Annotated in this window: 15 protein-coding genes; 7 read left to right on the forward strand and 8 right to left on the reverse strand. The window is 53.2% G+C overall.

The features are described 5' to 3' along the window. Positions 1-219: 219 nt before the first annotated feature. From CEE69_RS11345 to CEE69_RS11360, 3 genes are all read right to left on the reverse strand, one after another. Positions 220-2163, reverse strand: coding sequence for a UvrD-helicase domain-containing protein (locus tag CEE69_RS11345; protein WP_099260772.1), 1944 nt, complete (start codon positions 2161-2163; stop codon positions 220-222). After that, on the reverse strand, positions 2156-4174 hold the full coding sequence (locus CEE69_RS11350; protein ID WP_099260773.1) for an ATP-dependent nuclease: 2019 nt from the start codon (positions 4172-4174) through the stop codon (positions 2156-2158). Before CEE69_RS11350 ends, CEE69_RS11345 begins: the two co-directional genes overlap by 8 nt. Before the next feature lie 611 nt (positions 4175-4785). Continuing rightward, the gene (locus CEE69_RS11360; protein WP_099260775.1) at positions 4786-5466 is read right to left on the reverse strand and encodes a hypothetical protein; all 681 of its coding nucleotides are present in this window, start codon (positions 5464-5466) and stop codon (positions 4786-4788) included. Between the two features lie 1688 nt (positions 5467-7154). On the opposite strand from CEE69_RS11360, the gene CEE69_RS11375 reads away from it, so the two are divergent. After that, complete coding sequence (locus CEE69_RS11375) at positions 7155-7793, forward strand: 3'-5' exonuclease (protein ID WP_099260778.1); 639 nt, start codon at positions 7155-7157, stop codon at positions 7791-7793. 1 nt (position 7794) lies between these two features. Here the strand turns inward: CEE69_RS11375 and CEE69_RS31980 are convergent, their stop codons facing one another. Next, a complete protein-coding gene (locus tag CEE69_RS31980; RefSeq protein WP_143549199.1) occupies positions 7795-7980 on the reverse strand; it encodes a hypothetical protein in 186 nt (61 codons plus the stop codon). 97 nt (positions 7981-8077) lie between these two features. Then, positions 8078-9166, reverse strand: a complete 1089-nt coding sequence (locus CEE69_RS11380; protein WP_099260779.1) for a hypothetical protein — start codon at positions 9164-9166, stop codon at positions 8078-8080. A gap of 364 nt (positions 9167-9530) precedes the next feature. Between CEE69_RS11380 and CEE69_RS11385 the strand changes: the two genes are divergently transcribed. Together CEE69_RS11385 and CEE69_RS11390 are read left to right on the forward strand one after the other, a co-directional pair. Next, positions 9531-10340, forward strand: coding sequence for a ParA family protein (locus CEE69_RS11385; RefSeq protein WP_099260780.1), 810 nt, complete (start codon positions 9531-9533; stop codon positions 10338-10340). Positions 10341-10342: 2 nt separating this feature from the next. Further along, positions 10343-11251: a ParB/RepB/Spo0J family partition protein gene (locus CEE69_RS11390; RefSeq protein WP_099260781.1), complete on the forward strand. Its 909-nt coding sequence runs from the start codon at positions 10343-10345 to the stop codon at positions 11249-11251. Positions 11252-11277: 26 nt separating this feature from the next. Here CEE69_RS11390 and CEE69_RS11395 read toward each other — a convergent pair whose 3' ends face one another. Next, a complete protein-coding gene (locus CEE69_RS11395) occupies positions 11278-12753 on the reverse strand; it encodes a WD40 repeat domain-containing protein (RefSeq protein WP_158230994.1) in 1476 nt (491 codons plus the stop codon). 225 nt (positions 12754-12978) lie between these two features. Between CEE69_RS11395 and CEE69_RS11400 the strand changes: the two genes are divergently transcribed. After that, positions 12979-13893, forward strand: a complete 915-nt coding sequence (locus CEE69_RS11400) for an ArdC family protein (protein WP_099260783.1) — start codon at positions 12979-12981, stop codon at positions 13891-13893. A gap of 931 nt (positions 13894-14824) precedes the next feature. Then, positions 14825-15796, forward strand: a complete 972-nt coding sequence (locus CEE69_RS11410) for a serine/threonine protein kinase (protein ID WP_099260785.1) — start codon at positions 14825-14827, stop codon at positions 15794-15796. Positions 15797-16198: 402 nt separating this feature from the next. Here CEE69_RS11410 and CEE69_RS11415 read toward each other — a convergent pair whose 3' ends face one another. Next, positions 16199-17152 carry an ImmA/IrrE family metallo-endopeptidase gene (locus CEE69_RS11415; protein ID WP_099260786.1) on the reverse strand — a complete coding sequence of 318 codons (954 nt, stop codon included), beginning with the start codon at positions 17150-17152 and terminating at the stop codon, positions 16199-16201. Positions 17153-17156: 4 nt separating this feature from the next. Next, positions 17157-17561 carry a helix-turn-helix domain-containing protein gene (locus CEE69_RS11420; protein WP_099260996.1) on the reverse strand — a complete coding sequence of 135 codons (405 nt, stop codon included), beginning with the start codon at positions 17559-17561 and terminating at the stop codon, positions 17157-17159. 137 nt (positions 17562-17698) lie between these two features. On the opposite strand from CEE69_RS11420, the gene CEE69_RS11425 reads away from it, so the two are divergent. Together CEE69_RS11425 and CEE69_RS11430 are read left to right on the forward strand one after the other, a co-directional pair. Next, on the forward strand, positions 17699-18004 hold the full coding sequence (locus CEE69_RS11425) for a DUF2188 domain-containing protein (protein ID WP_233215148.1): 306 nt from the start codon (positions 17699-17701) through the stop codon (positions 18002-18004). Between the two features lie 207 nt (positions 18005-18211). Beyond that, positions 18212-19210 carry a hypothetical protein gene (locus CEE69_RS11430; protein ID WP_199169854.1) on the forward strand — a complete coding sequence of 333 codons (999 nt, stop codon included), beginning with the start codon at positions 18212-18214 and terminating at the stop codon, positions 19208-19210. Positions 19211-19213 lie beyond the last annotated feature (3 nt).

The raw sequence follows: 19213 nt of genomic DNA on the forward strand, positions 1-19213 counted from the left end.
AATCACCGGGGCATGCCCCGGCACAATCGACGCCCAGATTGGCGGACGCGCGGATGGCCCTATTCACACTCGCCGGAGCCCTGACCGGAATATTCCTGTACGCCTGGATAAAGCCAAGCTAACGCATTAGATGTTCAACTTCGTTCGCACGATCCAGCAAGAACCACGGAGGGGGGCAATTGCTGCAGCGGACGAGAAAAGGATTGCCACGTCAGACCATCACCAAATCGACTCGTCGAATTTGATGTCCGATGCGTTTTCGATACCGACGCCGGCTTCTTCTAGCCAACCGTACAACAGATTGACGTTCTTACGGCTCTGCTTCCGCCTGAACCGAGATTTTGCGAAAGTGAAAAGCACGCGTTGTTTCGCTCGTGAGAAGGCGACGAAAAACGCATTCGCGTCTCCGGCTGGGTCTTTGAGGTTGTTGAATGCAGCATCTTCAAGCCCGACGAATATAACGGTGTGATATTCCAGTCCTTTGCTTTTATGAATTGTCATCACCGGAATTGAAGTCTCGCCCAGTAGATCGCCGATTACATCGGTCCAGGTTCCAAACTGATGTGGTTCGTCGCCGTAGCGATACCCAAGTTGCTTGACTACGTTGGAGACAGTTTCCTCGAAGAAGGTACCTTGTCGATATTGTGGATGACTTTGTCGAAACGACTTTTCTCCAATTGCGTCGATGACTCGATTCACTTCGACCTTGATCCCATCGTCTGTCTTTTCACACTGCGGAAGTGATAGCCGCAAACAGTCGATCAAAGTGCTAAGCAGTTTGTTGCGAATCTTCTGCTGTTGAGTGGAGTCACTGCGTCCAGTCTTCTCTAGTACTGATTGAAGGCGGGACCATGAATCCGGCTGAGGCTCATCGCTTACCGCGACGAGAAAAGCATCTACAACCAGTTCGACAAGGGGCTCAGCCAGCAAGTCCTGTAGTTTTGTTTCATCGCGCACTCTCGCCAAACCGTTGATCTGCTGCAACGCCTCGACCAGATTGGATGAGTATTGACCGACAAATTTCCGACAGATCACACAGATGTCTCGCGGTTCGACACCTTCATCCTCGACCAGTTCATTCAATACCAATGCGATTGCGATCGCCTCCTCTGCTTCATCCGAGAACGCGATGACACGACATTGGCCCTTTCCAGACTCACGCCCCCGTCCACAAATGGGGAGAATCGCCTCGGGCTCGATCTGCTGGGCAAGTGATCCAATGATGTGGATCAGTTCGGGTTCTGAACGATAGTTGGCTCGAAGCACGTAGGGATCTGCAGCGAATTCTTCCGAGTATCGCTTCGTGATTCCGGCCAATGCCCCTGCCCAAGTCATGATGCACTGCTTCGTATCGCCCACTGCGGTCAAGACTGAGTCTGATTCAAGAAATGCGGTTCGTAGAAGATCGTAGTGAAGGTTTGTCGTGTCCTGGAATTCATCGAGGAAAACGTGAGAGTAGGTTGCCCGCATTGCGTGCAAAACTGCCGGGTTGGTTCGCAACGCCAGCTCTGCAAGACGAGCGATCATGTGAAAGTTGAGGTAGCGGTATTTTCCATGAAGATAGTGCTGCCACTGAGACACGGCCAATTGTTCGCGTATGGAACCGATTTCCAGGATCGCACTTCCGTCGATTGGGAGCCGAAGTGAAAAGCACTCCCGATACCACCGGATTGGTCCAATGCCCGCCACGTCAGCGGGTTCGCAATTGAGTCGTTGGGCCGCCTCTCGGATCATACGGTCTGCACGCTCCTCCTTTATGTTGAATTCAATACGATAGTCGTCGTTTGGTCGCCAGAATTCTGGAATTGCCAGGCGAAATCTATCGACAAGATTCTTGCTGAACGCGTCGAGCGTCATCGAGTCGAATCGCTCTGCAAGTTCCGCAGGCAGACGCTTCCCGACACGATCCTGCAAGTTCTTCGCAGCATCACGCTTTAGGCTGATTGCGAGGATTCGGCGAGGTGACTTGCTTGTGTCCGTTCGCAGCAGGTAGTCAGCTCGCTGAGCCAGCAATTCAGTTTTACCGGCACCTGGGCCAGCAACGACGATACTGTTCCGTTCAGCTTGAACAGCGGTCAGGGCGTTGTCTTCCAGAGACTCGATTCCAACGGGCTGCCAAGACTGCTTTTCAATCTTCAGATTTCGATTACGCAGTCTAGCCATTTTTAATTTTCCTCTTGACCGCGCGAATCAGTCTCTTCAATTCGTCAGGGCATTTCGCCAGCAAGTCTTCGTCTTCAATTTCAGCAAGAGCCGCCATGTGCGTCGCGGGTTTGCTGCGTTGAATAAAGAGGTAGCGATACCATCGCAGACTTTCGTGATGAGACTCAAGTCGATCGGGTTGCGCAATCTTGCCCTTTCCGAAGACGCTTCGGAATAGACCTGCTACCTGGGTCTTCCGAACTTTCGGATCGTCGGAAAGTGATCGTGGCTCGCCGTCAGCGGTCTCGTGGTACTCCCCCGGAAACTTTTGCAGCATCGAATAATCCAGATCGAGCGGGTCTGAAAAGTAGACGCCATATTCGCGCAAGCTCTTCACCCATCCCATGAAATACTCGTCTGGCACACCCCAAGTGGGCATCTCAGCGAATTTCTCCTCGCTCAGGACTGATGTGCTATCGCCATCACTAATTTCGAGAATATCTTCTCGCTTATGCCCAAGTTCAATGAGTTGTTCACAAACGTAGTGAATCCGCCCCCAGCCGCCGCCCTTTCGATCGCAATCCATGTCTAGCAATGTGAGATGGGGAATGGAAAGACTATTGAGCAGTCGCCACATGTGGTTCACATGACGACCACCGAGTGGAACGACAGAAATGACATTGGGATCGGAAGGTAAATCGTTCGTATCAAGGAGACGTGCCAGTACAACTTGTTCGCTATCTCCTTCTCCGAGAACAACGAGACGAGCGAAATAGAGTTCCGGATAGGCACGAACCGCCTGTCGAATGAACTTGTCCGCATCACACTGTTCTGTCGGAAGATCCAGTTTGTGAGCGGACGCGACCGCCGTGGTTGGATCAAGCCGCAAGTAACGAATCTCTTCAGGTTCAATTCGGGCAAGCACCGACGGAGAGTGCGACGAAAAAATCGCTTGAGCCCTCGGCGGTTTGATGATCTCGCGAAACATTTTTACGACCCGCCCCAGCAAATGCGGAGCGAGGTGGGTCTCTGGCTCTTCGACCGCGAAAACTGTCAGCAACGGAGGGTCAAGGCGTTCTTCGTCGAACGCGTGCTCGCCAGAGAAGTCATCGATTGCGGCCTGCTCGATCTGAAAGGCGGATTTAACTATCGAAAAGTACAAGAGTGATCGCAGCCCGTCGCTCAATCGATCTACAGGAACACAATCATCTTCTGCTGCGGTTTTCATTCCTGCTGTGAAGGACGAGACGAAGTCTTCAACGGTTTGTGTTTCGAGGTGCAATACAATTTCTTTGAATCGACTGCGGTTGTACAACCCGTTCCAAGACTCATTGAGCGAACGCTGAAGCTCTGTAATTGCCGGTTCACTACTAAAGTTGCTTACGATTCCGTCGGTCGCAGCGTTGATCGAATCGGCAAGGTCGTCTGTCCAACGAGCGGCATCGAGCAACCGTTTGAGCAGCGATTGTGATGAAACGCGGACATGCTTCGATGGATCACGTGCTCCGGGAATGTAGTGAACGTGAATTCGCTGTCGCTCGAATGCCGAAAGTGGCTGGCGATATTCGTCGTTAATTTCTTCTGAAATATCAGACGACGTTTTGATCCAGTTCAGCGATTGCTCCACCTCACCTTCAGGCAAATTACCTTTCTGCCAGACTGCTTCGAGGCGGATTCGACAATACGGTCGACCACCGGGTTCATTCACCCGCATCTGCTTGAAATGCTCAGGAATAGCGGACGCATCATCTCCGCCGCCTTCCGTATCGAATTCGATTCTGGCCTCGATCCAAAGTGACAACGACTTTAGATCGGCATCAGATCGCGAAACTCCAACCGGCAAATGAAAGTCATCGGCGCGAATTGAACGTTGCTCTTTGGTGAGTCCGAACAAACGAGCCAGTCCGAGAAGAGCGGCTGACTTTCCAGCCCCGTTCTCACCTATCAAAACCGAGATATCGTTCAAGTCGATCGAAACTGGGGCAGGTCCAAAGCAACGAAAGTTGCAGAAACTCAGGAAGCTGATTTTCATCGTTTATTTCGCAGCCGACATAGTGACATTGACGCAGGTTGAAAGTTACCGGGCTCCAACCGCTAGCAAGTAAAGCTCAAGATTCTACAACCCTTATTGGGCTCGTTCCCACGGGGTAGCGGCCCCGTTCGTTCTGATTCCGCAAATAGTGGAGAAAAGAGACGCCCGATTGCGTTTGGTGTGGACGTCACGGTGCTGATTGCTTCGTACAACCCGACCGAATACCTATTCCAACCTTGGATGCCCGAGAAGACCGCGAGGTAGAAGATGCGTACGAACGAAATTCTTGGGTCGGCCATGCGAACGCTTGATGCGGTGTGCCAATCCGTGTCGCGGAAATACTTCGGAGCGACGTTGAGTCGTACGCAGGTGAAGGTGTCGACGCGGCAACACACTTGGTCATCGACTTCAGCTGAAACACAAAATCGACGGCCATCTCCTGTGTTACATGTGAATCGCCAATCAACACGATCTTGTTTGATGAACCAACTTTCAAATGCGACGCAAAAGATTGAGCAACATAATTGTCCCAATGAATAGCCCACACTCCATGGGATATGCGGCATCAGCGATTGATGCGTAGGCGAAGAATAAAACAAAACACGCGGGACTCATTTTTCGACGCCTACTGATCGAATACCATCCTGGGAAAATGGGCGAACGACACGGCGGCGGAGCGGAAGGACTTCGACAGGCAGTTGCCGCTTGCCTGCCCGTTTGCGTACGCGGTTGACTTCGCGAAGAATCATCAGCATTTGCCTACGCACCGGTGCGTAGGGTGCAACCGGTATCTCGTACAGTTGCACGGCAAGTCGCGGGAGGCTTTGGCGTAGCGCCTGTTCGGCAAACCACGCTCGGAGATCGAGGTATCGCTGGCGGTCGATTTCAACGTGTGAGTGCCATTTTTCGTCGTTGCTGCCGTCTTTTTTCCGGCCGCCGGGTTTGTAGCTGATAGAGTAACCAGCGTACTGGATCGGAAAGCGGCGAATATCGCGGATGAGGTTGGCCTCTTCGTCAAAGAACCGATGCTCACCTTTCGTCGCAAGAATTACGAATTGGGATTCGTGACGAATATACTGAAGGTTTGATCGCCCCGACTTCTTGCGGCGGGCACGAGTCGACTCACTGACCGCAATCCCGTATTTACTGATGAGCTTTTCGTCGATGGCTTCTGCCGACTTTCCGGCTGGAACTTTCCCTTGCACGTGAAACCAGTATCCGTGCCGCAAATAGCAACACGCAATTTGCTGCACGAATCCTTCGACTGATGTTGCTACGGCCCGGTACTGCATGAGCTTCCTTGCTTCAAACTCCTCAAACTAGAAAGTGGAACCTGTTTTGCGACCAAATTGGTGCGCGCGGCACAGGTTCCCAAAGCCGCTCCTATCGAAAAACGCTAGCGAGAATGCTGGGGCGACTGTTCTGTGCAAAGACCAAGCAGATCAAATCACAGACAGCAGAAACACCCCTTCAGAGTTGAATGCCGGCGCGGCACTACATTCATGTATTGTGCCACGCCAATGCATACAACCCTTCACGCAAACAACCTCCCGGCAGAACCACTGAAGTGCAGACGCACGTCGGGTACTGCCGTAAAGTCATCGCCACAGAAGACCAGTGCTCCCGCACATGTCTTGTGTGACCGCTTGCGTCCTTCCAAGAAATGCCGACTGAATTCGTTTCGGTCGACAACACAAAATCATCAGCAGATTTCAGCGGAGTGCCGGCATCGCACAGAAGTGACTCGCCATTGCGAATGCTCCCGTGCGAATGCCAAACACCAACCGCATAAGCTGCCCGTCAGTCCTTTCGTCGTGGCAAAGTTCTCGGCACCACCCGATCACGCCAACGAGACTGCACTGCCTTGCACAGCCATCGCTCAAGTCGCACAGAAAGCTCCCGCCGACTGGCTTCTCGACTTCTAATCAGACCACACTCCCACTCTACGGCGTTTGAATCACTCAGCGAACCACTGCCAAGCACCGGTAACCGTCCGGCTGCCATAGAGCTTCCTGCGTTAGCTATTCTCTTCACCTTGCGGATCACGTCGCTATCCCGTGTGACCGGGAGGGAATTTGGCTGTATGTCCAGTTCGCCAGAACCGGCATAGTTTCGATTGCAAGTTGCAATTCGCAACATCGCAATCATTTCTGAGGGGCGAACGTAGAAGCCCCCTCTTACCCACCAACCAAAGTCGTTCGCTGCTCGGCAGCGTCTTCCGCAAAGTTTACCGGCAAGCCCTCGCGGGCCTTTCGTAGTTGAGCTATTCGCCGTCGTTGGATTTGCCAACGATCGCCGCAGTAAGTCGCCTGCGGTTCGGTCTGTCGCCAGACTCGAAACTCCCCACGCCGGGCAGGTTGAGCGAGGTCGTTGACCTCGAACCCCCTGCACAGGATTACGCATCTTTCCACTCATGAATCTCTTCATCAGAAAGTACCTCACCTGTTTTGAAAATAGCGGCCTCAATGCGTTCTACGAGAACGCCTCAAGGTTTTTCCGCATCGCCCCCGCCCAAGGCATCTCTCCGCCAACGTCGATCGGCGCAGGCGGTGTCCTCGCGGGACCGATTTGCATCGGATCGAATCGTCGGATTACTCGGAGTTGAAATCACTGGCATACGAGGCCAGCGGACAAAACCGGATTAGTCGACGAAGCCTCCGTCGAACTGGACAAGCACCTCTCGATGCATCCAGCTCTACGGGCCAATCGCATAGCAGGAGGTTAACTCTGCTCCCTTAGCCTCAGTGGTGAACCGAGGTTTACCGGGTGCGATTGCCTACTGATGTTTGTCATGCGTGTCACAACTCACTGGCGGAACTTGCCGCTCGCTCGAAGCAACGCGTTTGACTTTCTTTACAGCAATGGTTGGAAATCCGATTTCCCACCACGCGCTGTGAATACCGTACCGATGCAAGATTGCAACTCTGGCCTAGATGGAGACGAAATTGATTTGAGACGAATACCGTGATAATTACTTGTAATGAAAACGCACCAGCCCGATGAAAGACTCGTGTTTGTCGACTTAGAAACGGCAGGCTTGAAACCTTGGCGACCGATCGTTCAGATCGCCGCGATCGCCGTCGATTGCAACTTGCAAGAGTTGGAGCGTTTTGAGGCGAAGATCAAATTCAACGAAAACTTCGCCAACCCCAAATCGCTTCGGAATGCGAGCTACTCCGCCCAGCGATGGAGAACAGAAGGGCTTCCGAGCAAGATCGTGATGAAGATGTTCACTGAACTACTTCGTCATCATGCGACGGTGGATCAGATATCTGCTAGCCGGAGTGTATTTCAAGTCGCCCAGCTTGCCGCTCACAATGGAGCCTTTGATGGCGCATTCCTTCGCGTCTGGTATGACCGCGCCGGCGAGTTTCTACCAGCATCCCCGAGAGTCTTTTGCACGCTGCAACGCGCTATCTGGCTATTCCATGAAGACAAATCACTGACACCTCCACCAGACTTCAAGTTGCAAACACTGTGTCACTACTTTGGCGTGCCCCTCCGATCTTCGGATGCTCACGACGCACTCAACGACGTGCGTGCCACGGTCGAACTCTATCGAGCGATGTCGCGGCACATCGACGACCTGAGCGCACGCAAGTTGCGTTCCTGTGGATAACTCAAAATGGAGCGTGTAGTTTGCGTCGCACGGAATCACGCGATTCGCGTGTAGACGGCGTCGCGGTTTCTTCGATTCGCGTGTAGTTGGCGTCGCAGTTCTTGTCTTGCGAATCGCGAGTTGCGCGATCCAAGTAGTTCAGACTACTGATGATTCCTCCCCAAACGCTACGACAGGGGTGCGTCACCAAAGTACTTGTACAAAGTATTACTGGTACAACCAAAGGAGTGCTTTTGGAATTGGCTTTCTAGATCATTCGGTTGTCGAAGATCCTGAAAGTCGCATCAGACCGTTTTTAGGATGTCGGCGGCAGTCTCAAGCCCCGCGTCTTTTGAGCCAGTTGTCCCTTTCGCCGATTGACCAAACACTTCGGACCGAATCGTCGCGAACAGCTTTTGACTTTCATCAGAGAGCTTCGTTGTTTTCTGCTCCGTTCGTCTCACTTCGTGCCACCAATCAGGAGCAGTCCGCCTGCCGCGATGAGCCTTGCTCACCGAATCGACGAGAAAGGCCATTGGCGATTTTTTGAAGAACGTTCGCCCGAACCGCTCCGAGGCAGCTTGGGTTATGTCGCACCACTCTTCGAGCAAGCGGACGGGGTAGCGCCGGAGCAGCGACTGAGCGGCACCGATATCGAATCCCAGATGAACAAGAGTTTCAAGCACCGGCTGCATTTCCTGATGATTTGCATCGGGAGTGGCTTTTCGATTGAAGTAGGCCCCGCGCCCAGCATTGACCACGTAACGATTCTTCGCGACACGCGTTACTGTCGAACCTGAAGTCACGCCGTTTGCATCCAACTTCTTAAGACAACGGATTACCTTCATTCTCAAGTCACGAGGAGCGACGTCGGACGAAAACCCGAGTACCTCAACGGCCACGTGTCTCAACTCGAATTGCGGAAGTGTGCTACAACGATGAAAAATCTTGGAAACGAACAAGAAGAGTCTTCGTGAGGCGGGATCGAGCTTGCGATACAGCTCTAGATCGAACCTCAAATGGCTGGCTCCATGTTTCGCGAGGTCGAAGAACGTTCGATCCCAATTCAATCGCCATGCTCGTTGAGACGAAGGATCGGTGGGTAGGTCGTAGCTAAAGAAATGGAAGCTCACGTCGCGATGTTCAGCGCGAACCGAGTCATAGAAGGCGTCGCAGAGGTAGCTTGTTACCGACAGCCGTCTCAATGCATCTCGAAACAGTCGGTATTGCTCGCCGCCGCGTCCGGAGCGTGAATCGACGATACCAAGCTGGCGAAGGCACCAATGCGGTGTTGCGACTAGTTCGTAGCGATCGTCAGCCTGAGAGAGCGTCAGAGCCAGCAAGCCCCACAGATACAGCTCGTCACTGGCGGACAACCCCAGCGGACAAAACACTCTGGCACGGGCCGTCCGCCTTTTCCGTCGCGCATCGCTGTACTGATATTGAGCTTCGTGGACAAGGTTCGAGACAAGCGACGATGGGCGGTCAAGCGGACAGAGTGAATGCTCAACTATGCTAAGCTGGCCAAATCCGATTGGTTGATGTTTCTTGCTGCGATTTGTTTGTGACATTTGCCGTAATCTCTTGCAACTTCATAGCACGAAGCATGAGAGGGCATCCAGCAGAAACAGCATCACAAGTCAGTGCTGTACCGTTCAAACAAAACTTCTTGACGCCCCTTCTCGCACCGTGCAACGATTCGACAAGAGATTTCGGACACTTGGCCGGAATTGCAACTTGCAATCTTCACGGGGGAATATGGCAACGACGTTTTGCCTTATCAATCAAAAGGGCGGCTGCGGCAAAAGCTCGACCTGCATGCACCTTGCCGGGGCTTTCGCGGAACTGGGAATGAGTGTCTTGTTGGTGGACATGGACCCGCAGGGTTCGCTCAGCCAGGGGTTTCTGGGCTCCGAGATGGTGGAATCGCTACCAAGTCTTCAGACGACCGCGACGCTTTTCGACGAAAACAGTTTCTTCGCGTCGCACGATGCATTACTGATTCCCACGCCATTTGAGCGCATAACGCTGTGTCCCGCCAATCAGACGCTTGCGCGGTTTAATGCACCGGAGCCAGAGAAGACTGGAATGGTGCAGTTTGCCCTGCGGGAGTTTCTGGCAGACCAACATGAATTCGATATCGTGTTAATAGATTGCCCACCCAATCTCTACCGTTGCAGCTGGACAGCCATGATCGCGGCAGACTACGCGATGATTCCAGTGCCTCCCGAGGATTTTGGAACGCAGGGGCTCAGGGCGGTCCATCAATGTGTTCGGCAAGCACGTAAGCTCAACCCGAAGCTGAGTCGAATTGAGCATTTGATTACTCGCTGTGACCATCGCTTGCTTGTGCATCGAATGTACGAACAGAAACTCCGTGCGCTGTACGGGAAAACCGTCCTGGACACGATCATTCCAGAGGCATCTGCGTTCAAGGTCGCATTGACGCGTCGCCGACCGGTCCAACTCCACCAACCGCGGTCCAAGGCAGCAAAGTTGACTCTTTCTCTTGCTCGTGAGATTCTTGAGAGAATCAGTATGGATGAATGTAAACGCAAGGTGGCGTAGCAATGGCAAGCACGAAAAATGCACTGGATGAAGTTAGCCTGAACGTTGATGAATCAATGGGACTCCGACGCGGGCCACACACAGCGACACTCAGTCCAGTATCGTCCGCAAAGGACATTGGACGACGGCCACTGCGAACCTTCGGCAAGGTCGAAATTGATCGAGTCATTCCTGATCCTGAACAACCTCGAACACACTTCGATGACGCCGACATCGAACGACTCGCCAATAGCATTCGGAAGCATGGTCAGTTGCACCCAATTCGTGTGCGTTGGAATGAGTCTGGCCACAAGTGGCTAATCGTGTCTGGCGAGCGTCGTTGGAGAGCAACCAAAGCGGCTGGACTGCCAACTATTGACTGCTTCTTTGTGGACGGGAAAATGTCCGAGCCGGAGATACGTGAGCAACAATTGGTTGAAAACCTGCTCCGCACCGATCTGAAACCCATCGAAGAGGCGCGAGCCTATCAGTCGTTGATGAAACTCTGTGATTGGAACGGCAAACAAGTCGCTGAGTCATTGAACGTGACGACGTCACGCGTCAGTCGCGCCTTGGCGTTGCTTGACTTGCCCGAGGACGTTCAGAAGAAAGTCGAGTCAGGCACTCTCGCCAAATCGTCAGCGTACGAGATTAGCAAGCTGTCCGATACTGAAGCACAGGCAGAGATCGCTACCAAAGCATCGACTGGCGAACTTTCTCACGCCAACACGGTGAAGAAAATCAATGAACGTCGCAGCAAAAAGAAGCCTGCCAGGTCGACTGGCACAAATCTATCATTTTTTGCAGAGAACGGAATCAAGGTCGCTGTTGCGTCAAAGTCGAAGGTGGACTACCACGAAATTGAGCTGGCGCTGACGGACGCCATCGAAGAAGTACAGCACCGAATCCGTAATAACATCAAGCTATTCTAAATCGCCGCCGTCTCCCCAAACTCGCACTAATCTGCAAGGTCTTTCAGTTTCAAATGTTGTGCCAACTTCGGTCTTAGACGCCATTCGGGAACCCGATCATCGTCGTCTCGACTGTATCCTTCGTAGTGAACGGTGTAATAAGTGCCTGGTCGCGCGCCCTTGATCGGATCTCTCCCCAGAATCACAGCGTCGTACCACAGTTCATCGTTTCCATGTCGTAATGCAGCCACTCGCTTACCAGGCTGCTGAACTTCCGTGTGAAGCATCGAGCCAACGAGCGTTTTTTGCCCCTCACGATTCGTTACAATTTCCTCAAACAATTCGTCGCCAGCAAAATACTGCACGACCTGATGAACCTCTCCGGGCTTGATGTGCGGCTTCAACGTGCTTGTTTTGAAGATGCTAACCGATCTTACCGAACACGCCATCAACCATTGCCCATCAGGCGAAAACTCAACCAATTGCAACGACGGCCTACCAACGCCTCCATCATCTTTGCCTTTGCGTTGCATCGTCGCAGGCTGAAGGGTCACAAACCGTGATCCCGTTTGCACGTTCCAGAGATGAATGCTCTTGTCAGCACCAACCGTCGCAAGCACCTTGCCGTTCGGGGTGAACGCGAGACTCTCGAGCCTCCACTGCGCCGAACCGTTTTCTGCGGAGCCACGAGTCTGCCCCTCTTGGATGGGCAATGTCCGAGATCCAGATGATGCGTTCCAGGCCGTGATGAGCCCATTGCCCCATCGCGTGCGTCCCCAGATTTCGTCTGTGTTGGGGCGAAACACAGAAGACATCATCATCTTTCGTTTCTCGACTATCTTGGACTGGGTGTCAAAATCCCAATAGTACGAATCGGCAACGATCGACTTGCCGTCCGCCGAAGCGACGATCTTGACGAAATCGACAACGCCGTCCTTCTTGAAAAACGCCGTTTGAGTTCCATCAGGCTCGAAGACACCGATCCCTTTGCTTCGGATTGCCGCGACCCGCCCCTCCGGGAGGAATACGAACCCGTGACCAAGTCGATCGCTGAAGTTCGCGTTCTGAATCAATTTTGTCACCGTTTCTTCGCCAGTCTGAACATTCCATACGGTCAGCGACGATTCGTCCAACGCACCGATACTGTTACCGTCAGCCGTATAGCGAATGAATTTCCTCGCGGATGTCTTGATCCATTTCACGAACTCCAAGGTCTCGACTTTCCAGATGCCGATTCCTGAACCTTCGGGAACATCCTTGGCAATAAGTGAATTCCCCTTGCCCAACCGCTCAAAAACGGAGAGTTGGTTTGCAACTGATATCGCGATGTGCTTGCTGTCTGGTGAGAAACAAACCGGGGAATACGGATACTTGTAGTCGGTACCTCCACCGATATTCCGAAGCTCCAAATGCCATGTTGGTCGTTCCTCGGCATTCAGGCGCGTTCCCCAAAGCAAGACTGCAATCATCAAGACGAGAACTCGAACTTGATCGGCCAAATGGCCAATTGAAGAGACTGGCATCGGTTCGCTTCCATGAAGAGTCGTGAGGGCGTGCTGGAACGACATTGTCTTCGGTTGCAATGCCGATTTCCACACCGGGAACCAGAAATTGCTCTCCGAATGAAATTGTTTTTTTGTCGGCGGTAATCCCAATTTTGACATGGCGTCAAGGTCCGCTCGGGCCGGCGCTCCGCTCTGTTTTTCGCTGCTGCTTTCGCTGCGCGAAAGACTCCACCTTCACTTGCCATGCTCGATTTCGTTCAGGCCGCCGACGGGCTGAGTGAACTTGCTACTGCTGCAACGTCGGATGCAGCGCAATTCGAGGAACAAAGGATGAGAAAAGATGAAATTACAAAACTAGTGGATTCCGGTCTGGATGAACTGAATGATGCCCTCAAGAAGGGACAGTCAGATCACTTGACTAGGCTTTTTGCTGTCATGGCTCGATTCACACACTACAGTTTCAACAACTGCTTGCTGATCGCGCAACAAAATCCTGATGCAACGCGTGTTCTGGGATTTCACGGCTGGCGAAAGCTGGGCCGGACGGTTCGCAAGGGAGAAAAGGGCATTGGAATCACTGCACCAATTGCCTACCGCAAGGAAAAGACGGATGACCAATCAATGGAAATTCGTGGCTTTCGAGTCGTCCATGTTTTTGACATTGAACAGACCGAGGGTGACGAACTTCCGTCATTCAAGCAACCCACCGGGGACTGCAACGCATGGCTGGAACGTACGGAGCAATTGATCGTTTCCAAAGACATTGAGCTACGTTACGAAGAGCTAAAGCGCGGCTGCTATGGCTACTCAGCAAAAGGCAAGATCGTAATTCAGAGCGGTTTATCGGATGCGAAACGTCTCGCCACTCTTCTACATGAACTAGCCCACGAATTGCTTCATCAACGACAAGTTGACTTGTCCGAATCGCCATCACGAACCATCAGGGAAACTGAAGCCGAAGCGGTCGCTCACGTTGTTGGTCGTGCACTTGGGCTTGAAACGTGCGAACACTCGGCGGATTACATTCATTTGCATCAGGGCGATAGCGAAGTGCTTGCAAAGTCAATGCAGCGAATACAAAAGTGTTCGGGGCAAATCCTGTCTGAGCTAATGAATGCCGAACCTCTACCAACAGAAAGTGCCGCGACCCCCACGTAACGGAAAGTCGGACTTTCATTGACTGCGGTTTGGAACAAAGCATGACTCCGTTCCGCAGTTCCTTTCAGGTTAAGAGACATTTGCCATCACTCCCACTCTCAGCACGGCACACCATTCGATGGACGTTCAATTTACCCCGTCTGTTCAACGAAAAAATTCCCCCAGATCGAATCGCCGCAGGCGATATGGTAAATGGGTTCCTGCTCGGTTTCCGCAATCGGTTCGATCGCGGAACACCTCGGCCGTCACCGGCTCAAGACGATTCCTGACCGCGTTTTCGATCAGGATATCGCCTTTCGCCCACCCCACCCATCGCTCTCCCATTTCCGCTTCGCGGAATATGCGAGTGCTCCCCAATTCCTCCTCCTTCGCAACGAAGTTTACGAAGGCTGGGGTTCCGCTCCTTTTCCCTGGCCGGCTGTGCTTGCGCAACCGTTGTTGCACCCTTTTCCGCTCTGCTCTCCTGCGCCTCTCGGGCTGGCTTGGGCCAGCCCTTCGGCTTTGTTCCGCTGAACGCTCCACCGTCCCTGAACGGGCCGGATACGCTCACCGCTGGGGCGGTTCGCTGCGGGCTTGAACGCCCGCCCGTCTCGCTTGGACGCTCGACTCACGATCGAGTCTGCTGGGGCAGCCTGCGATCGTCTTCGCCTCCGCTGAACGCTCCGGCTCTCGCGCGATTCGCTTGCGAGCGCCGCGCCAAACATGGCCGTCGTTCACACCCAATTCACTACGAAGTGCGCGGCACATAGCTCGGAATATCGGCTGACCCATCCAAGTTCCATTCCTGATTCCACAAGTTTCCGCATTCGCAAACGACTATTGGTCGTTTGCACTCGAACGTGTTTGCTACAGGTGTCTGCTAACAGTCCGTGTGACAGCCTGTTAGGATTTGTCAAAGTAGACGACATCAATCCCCTTCGGATAATTGCCAATGAACCACCGCCCAATCCGAATTCGCGGAGCGGAGTATCCGGTCCTTGAACGGTTTCGGATAGGCGGTCGAACGTACCTCGCAATCGAGAAACTTGGCTCGGCGGGAAGACAAGCATTCAAAGTCTTCGACACCTCAGCGAAGACGCTCCGTGTCCTGCATGTGCTGACAAATTCTCCCGGCGTTTTCGAGCGAGTACGGCTACTTCAGCGCCTCACGCGAGGCGACAACGAGATCCTGCAAATCATCGAATGCCAGAGCCAGGATGATCGCGTGTGGGTCGTCTTGCCTTGGGTCGACGGATTCAATCTGCGTTCCGTTCTCACTGGCATCCGTGAGCACAAGAAACAGCGAATTGCTGCGCCCGAAGCGGTGCGGCTTGCCAAGGGAGTCGCTCATGCCTTGAGCCACTTGCACAAACGCAAACAGATCATCCACGGCGACATCAAACCTGCCAACCTGATTCTCACAAAACGAACAAGTCTTGTGCTCATTGACTATGGGAATGCCTGGGCCATTGAACGAACGACGTCGCGGTCGAGTGGCGACGGAGTCAGCGCCGTCTACGCGGCTCCCGAGTTCTTACGGGGTGAGTCCGCAGTCGACTTTCGCGCGGATGTATTTTCGTTGGGGGTCGTTCTGTATGAACTTTTGACCGGTAAGATTCCCTACGACGGACACGGCGGCAAGCTGGGATTGCTGCCGAGTACCGTTCAATCCGGGTCACGCCTGGTTCCAGCAAGTGAAATCAGTCCAGAACGCGCCCACGTCGCAAACCGCATCTGGTTGCAAATTGATCGCTTACTCGCCCGTTCGCTAGCAATCGAGGCTAGTAAACGTTTCGAGACAACCAGCGAATGGCTTGATGCGTGGAACGATGCGCTTGCCGAAATCCACCAGGCAAAACGAAAAAGCAAGCAGACCAATTTTGCCGTCCGCTTTCTCGACTGGATTGAAAGCCGATTCAAATAGGATCGGTCTATCAACGTGCAGGAGATTGCTGATTGAAGTTGCGGTTGGATTGATTTTCGATCACTCCACCCTGCTTCAAGGGCACCGGCTTCGCTCTCGCTGACTTCGGTCGTCAAAACCGAACGGAGTTCGGCATGCCTCTCTCCGCCCCGAGGGTCCGCAAGGTCCAGTGCAGTCTCCATCACTTTCACGCGACAACAATCATCGTCGGCTATTAGCGAACGTTTTACTTAGCCGCGAACGCTCTTGAAATATGGCAACACAATGGGCGTTGCATGAGAATTCTAAGATAAGTACCACGTCGAAATGCAAACCGATTGTTTATCGCGGAATGAACTCGTATTGAATGTAGATGTGTGCTGCAGCAGACGCTTTGACGTTGGTCGACGACATCTCTATTTCTTATCTCGGTTGCAACACGGCGACCACCGAACAACCTTCATCAGGGCCGAGTGCATCTTCGGTTGTGAATATCGGTAACGCCGAGATTGTGAAGCGTTTGCTCAGCCGACCAAAATCAAGTTTTTGAACGCCATCTTGTGGCGTCTGAGTTTTTGATGCCTGAACGATCGGCCCTTCATCCGGCACGGATTTGTCCGGTGGAAAGAAATCCCTGTAACGTTCAGCGAAGGGACTGTTGGCGATGCCGTAATCGACGCGCATCTTCAGTGGTGGCGGCTGAGGGACCATGTCAGCGAACAAAGGCTTGGTCTTGGATCGAGCCTTCAGTTCACGTTGCTCCGTCGGTTTGAGTTTCCAGCTGAAGTACACGGCGGCGAGTGGCTCGGTGTGCAACTCGACGAAACGTCGCACTGTGGCTTCGCGTGATCCCTGATAGTCATCGGCGAGCGTTGCCAATTCGGTCGCCGACACTGCCATGGCGTCGATACGAGACAGAAACCACGGTGTCGGGAACATCAATTCCGATGCCGCTACGTCGCAGAGCGTTTCCAGCAAATCCTTCGGATCAGCAAAAGTTTTCTCCGTACCTTTTCGGCACCGAACTTCCAATTGGTAATCAGGAAACAGCGTGTGGCCGATCTCATGGCAAATGCTGAATCGCTGCCGTGTGAGCGGACGGGTCTTGTTGACGCGCAGCACGACTCGGCCGTCGGCTTCGGGTGCGATCTCCGAATCCGGGCTGAAACGCGGATCGTCATCTGACCAGTGCAGGCCACGCAGACTGGCTGCCGCTTTCACATTGAACGGAGGCTCTTCAACAAACGTCTCGTGATATTCGGCAACAACCGCACGGGCTTTGATGCGAACGGCTTCATACGGATCGTCGGCCCCAGTCTCATCCAAGATGGCAACGATGTGTTCATGAAGATCACTCCTGCGGTACCGTGGCGGCATCTTGCTACCTTTTCGTTGTGCGTTTCAGTGTTCGGTAAAGGTCGTCCCAATCATCTCGCGTTTTGGGTTGACCACCGCGAAAACGCATGGTGGCCAAGTCTTGGATTTCATCTTCCGCCAGTTCGCGGTCGGTCATTTTCATCCATTCGCAGAATTCCTTCAGTGAGTCGTTGAGTTCAACCGCTGCGTCGTTGACCCGGACCGTGGCACGACCCAACAGATCGGCGATGGTCGTCCGCAGTGGCGTGACCAGCTTCATCAAGGTGTCTGCCGAAGGCTTTTTCTGGCCTTGTTCATCGTGTTCCAGTTCCCACAGATAGGTCTTGGACAAGCCGGACTCGTCGGACAATTGATCCAACGTCAAACCAGCCTCTTTTCTTGCCTGTTGCAGGCGATCGGCAAGGGACATGGGAGTATCCCCTTCGCGGATTTCCGGAGATTTTGAGTGTTTGCTCATCACCGGATTGTAACTCTGGTGGTTCGCCATGGCAACAACCTTGTTCGCTGGGGTTGAACTTCTCTGCTCAATCGTTAAATTCGCTGTAGTTGAACAATGCTTCGCCTCTGGCAAATGGCAGCCGGTGGCAGCATTCACTCGAAGTTAAGGAGATCAAAGCCATGACCAAGAAGGATTATCACGTTGTACCGCAAGGCGAGAGCTGGGCAGTGAAACGCGAAGGCGCAGTGCGCGCGTCATCGCTTCACTCAACGCAGAAAGATGCCATCGATGCCGGCAAGCAGTTGGCACAAACGAACCGGACGGAGTTAGTGATCCATAGTCCGAACGGACTGATTCGTGATTCGGACAGCTACGGCAACGATCCGAACCCGCCCAAAGACAAGAAACACTGATTCGTCGGAACCGCGAATTGCTTTGTCGATTCTCGATTCTGCGCTAATCTGACCTCTCACCTACGCGAGAACGCCATGCACAAAATGACTTTCTTCCCGCTGGGAAATGCTGACTCCTGCCGCATCGATTTGGATAACGGGAAGAAGATCCTGTTTGACTATGCCAACACACGTGATCCGGAGGACGAGGATGACCTGCGTTGTGATTTGGAACAGGAATTGAGAGACGACCTTGATGACGCCGAACGCGATTCCTTCGATGTGGTAGCGTTTACGCATCTCGACGAAGATCACTACAAAGGCGCGACTAATTTCTTCTGGCTGGACCACGCGAAGAAGTACCAGGGTGATGGTCGAATCAAAGTCGATGTCATGTGGGTGCCGGCTGCAGCTATTACGGAAGACGGCATCAAAAAGAAAGAGGGCAAGATCATTCAGAAAGAGGCCCAACATCGCTTCAAAAACGGAGAGGGAATTCGCGTTTTCTCACGGCCCGGTCGGCTGAAGGACTGGTGTAAGAAGAACGATGTCGACTTCGACAAGCGTAAGCACCTAATAACTGACGCGGGGCAGGTAGCACCCGAGTTCACGCCTGCTGACGACGGTGTCGAGTTTTTCGTGCACTCACCTTTTGCAAAGCGACTCGATGAAAACAGCGTCGAAGACCGCAATCAGGATGCCATCGTGATGCAAGCGACGTTCACGGTTGACGAAACGGAAACCAGGGCGTTGTTGATGGCTGATGCGACTCACGAAGTCATTACTGACATCGTTGAAATCACGAAGTCAAAGAAGCGGACGGAAAAACTGGAGTGGGACATCGCCAAGCTTCCACATCACTGCAGCTATCTTTCAGTAGGGCCGGAGAAAGGAACGAATAAAACTGCTCCCGTTGATGCCGTGAAAGAGCTGTTCGAGGACTGCGGGCAGGATGGCGGCATCGTTGTGTCGACGAGCAAGCCTATCCCTACGAAAGACTCGAAAGGGGACAAGGACAGCGATCCGCCTCACCGACAAGCGGCCAACTACTACACCGAGGACGTGGTTGATTCGGCTGATGACTTCAAAGTGACGATGCAGCATCCGAAAGAATCAGCACCACGGCCCCTTGAAATTGAGATCGACGAATCAAAGGCAACCGTGCGCAAGCGCGCGGCGATTGCCGGAGCTGCGGCGGTCAGTACGAGACCACCCCGGGCAGGCTAATTC

The sequence above is a fragment of the Rhodopirellula bahusiensis genome (assembly GCF_002727185.1).
In the GTDB taxonomy this organism is placed as follows: domain Bacteria; phylum Planctomycetota; class Planctomycetia; order Pirellulales; family Pirellulaceae; genus Rhodopirellula; species Rhodopirellula bahusiensis.